The 5,632-nt window shown below is 46.4% G+C and carries 5 protein-coding genes; 2 read left to right on the top strand and 3 right to left on the bottom strand.

Annotated features, from left to right (window positions below; genetic code table 11):
- From ACJ751_RS22485 to ACJ751_RS22475, 3 genes are all read right to left on the bottom strand, one after another.
- Positions 1–510: sodium:solute symporter family transporter (locus ACJ751_RS22485; protein WP_407747776.1), on the bottom strand; the 510-nt coding region annotated here is incomplete at its 3' end.
- Between the two features lie 233 nt (positions 511–743).
- Entirely contained in the window at positions 744–2,072 is a 1,329-nt protein-coding gene (xylA, locus tag ACJ751_RS22480) for a xylose isomerase (RefSeq protein ID WP_407747775.1), read from the bottom strand.
- A gap of 209 nt (positions 2,073–2,281) precedes the next feature.
- Positions 2,282–3,760: a xylulokinase gene (locus tag ACJ751_RS22475; RefSeq protein ID WP_407747774.1), complete on the bottom strand. Its 1,479-nt coding sequence runs from the start codon at positions 3,758–3,760 to the stop codon at positions 2,282–2,284.
- A 251-nt stretch (positions 3,761–4,011) separates the two neighbouring features.
- On the opposite strand from ACJ751_RS22475, the gene ACJ751_RS22470 reads away from it, so the two are divergent.
- Together ACJ751_RS22470 and queG are read left to right on the top strand one after the other, a co-directional pair.
- Positions 4,012–4,908, top strand: coding sequence for an AraC family transcriptional regulator (locus ACJ751_RS22470; RefSeq protein WP_407747773.1), 897 nt, complete (start codon positions 4,012–4,014; stop codon positions 4,906–4,908).
- Positions 4,898–5,632: tRNA epoxyqueuosine(34) reductase QueG (queG, locus tag ACJ751_RS22465; protein WP_407747772.1), on the top strand; the 735-nt coding region annotated here is incomplete at its 3' end. The genes ACJ751_RS22470 and queG, both read left to right, overlap by 11 nt.

Below are 5,632 nucleotides of genomic sequence, written 5' to 3'. Positions count from 1 at the left end.
GATGGTATATACCCCCGTTACTACTACAAGAATGATGGCGCCTGTCCAGAAGTCGACACCCAGCAGAGAGTTAAACACCAGGGCGCCGGCATAAATGGTTACCGCCGCTTTTGCGATCACATAGCTGATAAGTTGGATAATCGACAACAGCCACCTTGCTTTTGCGTTGAAACGTCTTTCCAGGAACTCGGGCATGGTGTACACCATGCTTCGCATATAGAAGGGCACAAACACCCATCCCAGCGTAAGAATGATCCAGGAATGCAGTTCATAATGCCCCATCACTACACCGGTGCTGGCGGCAGTTCCGGCTAAACCTACAATATGTTCTGAACCTACGTTGGAGGCGAGGATCGACGCGCCGATCACAAACCAGCCCAGGTTACGGTTGGCCAGGAAGTAATCGGACGGTGAGTCTTTTGCTTTTTTTATTGACCAGATGGAGATCGCAGCAATGACGGCAAGGTACAGGCCTACGAATAACCAGTCGATCGGACCAAGAAAATGCATATGGCAAGCGTTTGTTTGGTTACTTATGTAATGTTAACAGTTCCAAGTGTAGTGAGATGCGGATGGCGTTTCAAGAAATGAAATAGGAAGTAAGATGTAAGAAGTATGAAGAACCCGATATTCGAAAAGTTTAATTAACTCTCTACCATCTGTATTTCCTACCTCTTACTTCTTACTTCCTACCTCCTACCTCCTACATCACACACCTACGACCACAAAACCCACACTTTATACTAAATATACTGATTGATGATATTCTCCAGCCACTCCTGCTTACCGCTGGTCTGTTTGGGTTCGCCGTTCGATAATGCGAACTCCCGCAGGTCTTCCAGCTTTAAAGCGCCGGTCTCAAACTCTTTTCCTTTACCACTATCGAAAGAGGCATAGCGGTCTTTACGGAACTTCAGGTAAGGCGATTTCTGCATTACTTTATCAGCGATCACCAGGGCGCGGGCAAAAGTGTCCATACCACCGATGTGCGCCATAAAGATATCTTCCAGGTCGGTTGAGTTACGGCGGGTTTTGGCATCGAAGTTTATACCACCACCGGCAAAACCTTTCGCTTCCAGGATGATGAGCATGCTTTCTACCAGTTCATTCAGATCAACGGGGAACTGATCGGTATCCCAGCCGTTCTGGTCATCACCGCGGTTGGCATCGATGCTGCCCAGCATACCGGCGTCGGCAGCCACCTGTAATTCGTGCTGGAAGGTATGTCCGGCCAGCGTAGCATGGTTTACTTCAATATTCAATTTAAAGTCTTTATCCAGTCCGTAATGACGCAGGAAACCGATCACGGTAGCGCTGTCATAATCGTATTGGTGCTTGGTAGGTTCGCAAGGTTTGGGTTCAATAAAGAACACGCCTTTGAAGCCTTGTTTGCGGGCATAGTCACGCGCCATGGTCAGGAATTGCGCCAGGTGATCGAGCTCACGCTTCATGTTCGTATTCAGCAGGCTCATATAACCTTCGCGGCCACCCCAGAACACATAGTTCTCACCACCCAGGGCGATGGTTGCATCCAGCGCATTTTTTACCTGTGTACCGGCATAGGCCACAGCTGCAAAATCAGGATTGGTAGAAGCGCCGTTCATGTAGCGGGGATTGCTGAATACATTGGCGGTTCCCCATAATAATTTTACGCCGCTTGCTGCCTGCTTTTGTTTGGCATAATCAACAATGGATTGTAACCGGCTTTCATATTCTTTGATGTTGGCGCCTTCATCAACCAGGTCTATATCGTGAAAACAATAGTAAGGAACACCCAGCTTGGTAATGAATTCAAATGCCGCATCCATTTTATCCTTGGCACGTGCTACGGCATCGGTATTTGCATCCCAGGCAAAATGTTTTGTACCCGGACCGAACGGATCGGCGCCGGTGTTACAGAAGGTGTGCCAGTAACAAACCGCAAACCGTAAATGCTCTTTCATGGTTTTGCCAGCCACTACTCTGTTTTCATCATACCATTTAAAGGCCAATGGGTTATCGCTCTCCACGCCTTCATACTTGATTTGGCCAATGCCTTTAAAGAATTCTTTGTCGCCAGTGAGAATGCTCATATAGTTACATTTATTATTTAAGTGAGAATTTCGATTATTAAGGAACAGGCAAAGGGCAGAGGGCAGAACCGCAACGCGGCAATGCAACTTCTGAACTGGCAGCTATTTTCTTAGCTCCCAATCCCTTTATCAACGCTATCAACCTTGTCAACCCTATCACCTGTTAACTCGTTAACTTATTAACTCGTCAACTGATCAACTGGTCAACTCTAATCCAGAATATTATCCAACAACCCCTTCCACTCCTCATACACCGCCTTATACTCCTTCTTCTTCGTTGGCTCAATTACTGTCAAAGGTTTTACCTGGGTAAATGCTTCTTTTGGAGTTTTATATACGCCGGCGCCAATGCCTGCGCCTATAGCGGCGCCCACGCTGCCATCGCAGTTGTACAATTCAACCGGTACATGCGTAGTATTTACAAAGGCTTCTACAAACAGGTCGCTTAGGAACAGGTTGGCTTTACCAGCTCTTATCACCTGCGGGTTCATGCCATTCTCGCGCATGATATCAAGCCCGTAGCGGAATGCGCAGGCAATGCCCTCCTGTGCGGCGCGGAACAAATGCGCCTGTGAATGCAGGTTTAGATCAATATGATGGAAATGCACGCCTATGATCTGGTTGTTCAGCATGCGTTCGGCGCCATTACCAAAAGGCAGCACGCGTAACCCATCGGCGCCAATTGGCACTTTTGACGCTTCACTGTTCATTTGGCTATAGCTGATGGCCGGCGTGAAGATATTTTTAACCCAACGGTTCAAAATACCGGTACCGTTTATACATAACAGCACGCCCAACCGCTTTTCATCATTGGTATAATTAACGTGTGCAAATGTGTTTACACGCGATTCGGGATCATAGGTGAGTTCAGAGCTTACGCCATAAATAACGCCGGAGGTGCCGGCGGTGGCGGCCACTTCACCGGGTTCCAGCACATTTAACGACAACGCATTATTTGGCTGATCGCCCGCTTTATAAGTAACCGGGATCCCGGCTTTTAATGATAAAGAAGCGGCTATGCTTTCTTTCAGCCGCCCATGGTCTGAAAATACGTCCTGTACAGTGGGGATCAGCTTGTCATCAAAACCATAATACTCCATTACATCCTTGCTGATCCTGTCCTTTTTGAAATCCCAGAAAATGCCTTCCGATAAAGCGGAAATGCTGGTAGTGATCTCACCCGTCATTTTCATGGCAATGAAATCGCCGGGCAGCATAATACGCATCGCCTTTTTATAGGTATCCGGTTCTTCTTCTTTTACCCAGGCCAGTTTGGAGGCGGTAAAATTTCCGGGTGAATTCAACAGATGCGAAAGACTTTGTTTTTTGCCAATGGCCTTGAATGCTTTCTCACCAATTTCAACAGCGCGGCTGTCGCACCAGATAATAGAATTGCGCAATACCTGCTGATTGTCATCAACCATCACCAATCCGTGCATCTGGTACGAAATACCAATGGCGCCAATATTGGCAGGGTTATAGTTATCGGTAGCGTGTGCTTTTTTAATAGCCAGTTGTACGTGCTCCCACCACATTTCGGGGCTCTGTTCGGCCCAGCCAGGTTGGGGAGATAGTATGGGGGATTCTGTTTCGGGGTATTGGGCAGATGCTTTACACTGCTGTGTCTGGGCGTCTACGACAGAAACTTTAATAGAGGACGTGCCTACATCAATTCCAAGCAATAGCATATGGCAGCTGACTAATTTCTAAGAATGAGAAAATGTGTTGAAGACCTAGAAAAGGCAGCAAGCTTTAGACTGAGATCTGATTCCTGGCCCTACACCTGCTGCCTGTTAACCAAAAACCTTTATCGAAGAATCGAAATTATTGGATATTAATCAGATGGCCTACCACTTTATTTACAAAAACCTAAACTATTTTAATATAATCGATAAGATATATGTTTATTTTTGCTTAAAATAGTGGTTAAGCAGCCAGCATGAAACCTTTAGTTGAAAAATTACCGCTTTCTCAAAACACCTCTTTTGTGGCGCGCACCTACCGTACGCCGCATTTTGAAGTGCCCTGGCACCAGCACATTGAATACGAGCTCATTTTGTTCCTTGAAGGCGAAGGCGCTGCTTTTATTGGTAATTATATAGGTGAGTTTAAAACCGACGATATTTTTTTCCTCGGCAGCAATCTGCCTCATACCTTTCAAAAGGCCCATAAAGACCTTATTACAGCTGCAGTGGTGGTTCAATTCACCGATGATTTCTGGGGACCGGGTTTTATGCAATTGCCCGAAAGCAAAAGCATTCTAAAACTGTTTGCGGTAGCCATGCAGGGATTGAAAATACAGGGCGCCACCAGGCAACAATTAAAACCATTGCTGATTGAGCTGGAACATTTACAGGGTTTTCCCCGCATCATCAGGCTGTGTGAATGCCTCCAAATAATAACCGGTGCGCATGACTATGAAACCGTGAGCACCCAGGAAGTAAAAACCTTTCAGGCAAAGAATAAAGACCGCATCGACAGGATCTTCCAGTTCACCATCGATAATTTTCAGGAATCTATTGCGCTTTGCGATGTGGCCGCCACGGCCGGCATGAGCATCCCGGCTTTCTGTAGTTATTTTAAAAAATGCACCAAGAAAACCTATGTTGATTTTTTAAATGAAGTGCGCATTGGCCATGCCTGCAAGCTGTTGATCGATACCCAGAAAACCGTACTGGAGATCAGCATCGAAAGCGGGTTCAATACCCTGGCCAATTTCAATAAACAGTTTTTAAAACTAAAGCAATTAACCCCATCGGGTTTTAGGAAGAAGTTCCGTATCCAGGAACCGTCGGCATATTTACCAGATGAATTCAGGATCTTGAATGGCGAATAAAGAATACCATACCCAACAAATAAAATCGTTCGTACGCGAATTAGGATTTGATTTCTGCGGCATTGCCCGGGCGCAGCAGTTGGGAGATGATGCGCGGCGGCTGGAGCAATGGCTCAGCAAAGGTTTGCATGGCAATATGCAGTACATGGAGAATTATTTTGATCTGCGCATTGATCCTACTAAACTGGTGCCTGGCGCCAAATCGGTAATAACGGTATTACTGAATTACTTTCCGCAACAAACACAGCAAAGCGACACACCCAACATCTCCAAATATGCATTTGGGAACGATTACCACGAAGTGATCAAAAAAAAGCTGCATACCCTGCTGGCGCTCATCAACGAACATATTGGCGAAGTTCAGGGAAGGGGTTTCGTTGATTCGGCCCCTGTACTGGAACGCAGCTGGGCCCACCGCAGCGGACTGGGCTGGATAGGAAAAAACGGCAACCTCATCACCAAACAACAGGGGTCGTTCTTTTTCATAGCTACACTCATTGTTGATCTTGAACTGGAATATGATGATCCTATTGCCAAAGATTATTGCGGCAGCTGCCGCCGTTGTATAGAGGCTTGCCCTACCGGCGCTATCACAGAAGGCAAAGTGATCAATGGCAGCCAGTGTATTTCCTACTATACTATTGAACTAAAGGACCTGTTACTGCCCGACGATAAAAAAGGACAGTTTGCCGACTGGATGTTTGGTTGCGATGTTTGCCAGGAT

The organism is Niastella sp., from assembly GCF_045805085.1.
Lineage (GTDB): Bacteria > Bacteroidota > Bacteroidia > Chitinophagales > Chitinophagaceae > Niastella.
Note: the sequence above shows the minus strand (reverse complement) of the source record. Positions and strands in the feature narration are given on the sequence as shown.

What these genes read in the sequence shown, in the direction of transcription:
- xylA (WP_407747775.1), bottom strand. Translation starts at nt 2,072, where the DNA reads ATGAGCATTCTCACTGGCGACAAAGAATTCTTTAAAGGCATTGGCCAA.
- ACJ751_RS22475 (WP_407747774.1), bottom strand. Translation starts at nt 3,760, where the DNA reads ATGCTATTGCTTGGAATTGATGTAGGCACGTCCTCTATTAAAGTTTCT.
- ACJ751_RS22470 (WP_407747773.1), top strand. Translation starts at nt 4,012, where the DNA reads ATGAAACCTTTAGTTGAAAAATTACCGCTTTCTCAAAACACCTCTTTT.